At 37.9% G+C, this 340-nt stretch carries 1 protein-coding gene; it reads left to right on the forward strand.

Annotated elements, in window-relative coordinates; genetic code table 11:
- On the forward strand, nt 1-340 hold a 340-nt coding region (locus tag H5201_RS23615; RefSeq protein ID WP_182719783.1), incomplete at both ends, for a DUF2931 domain-containing protein.

Consider the following 340-nt stretch of genomic DNA (forward strand, 5'->3'; position numbering starts at 1 on the left):
TGTGCAACAACAGGTGAAATAGATTATATGGTTGTATCGGGTTCAACGGATGAAGGTAATGATATATTCGTGACTTTAATTAAGTTTGATGACCAGTGGGATGTACCCGCAGGAACTATGTCTTGTTGTCGAGCCACAGCGGGAGCTATGGTTGGTGTTTACGATCAAAAATTCCCAGAAAAAGTAGCGGTTGAGTGGTTAGATAAGTCAGAGAGCAGAATTTACTACGGTGAACTGGCAATAAATAAAAATGGTTATAAATTAGCTAAAAATTTACCTGCTTATGCATGGATAAGCACAGGAGAAGTAGAAGAAAATATCAGGCCTTATTTAATTGTTG

Source organism: Pseudoalteromonas sp. SG43-6 (genome assembly GCF_014164365.1).
Classification (GTDB): Bacteria; Pseudomonadota; Gammaproteobacteria; order Enterobacterales; family Alteromonadaceae; genus Pseudoalteromonas; species Pseudoalteromonas rhizosphaerae.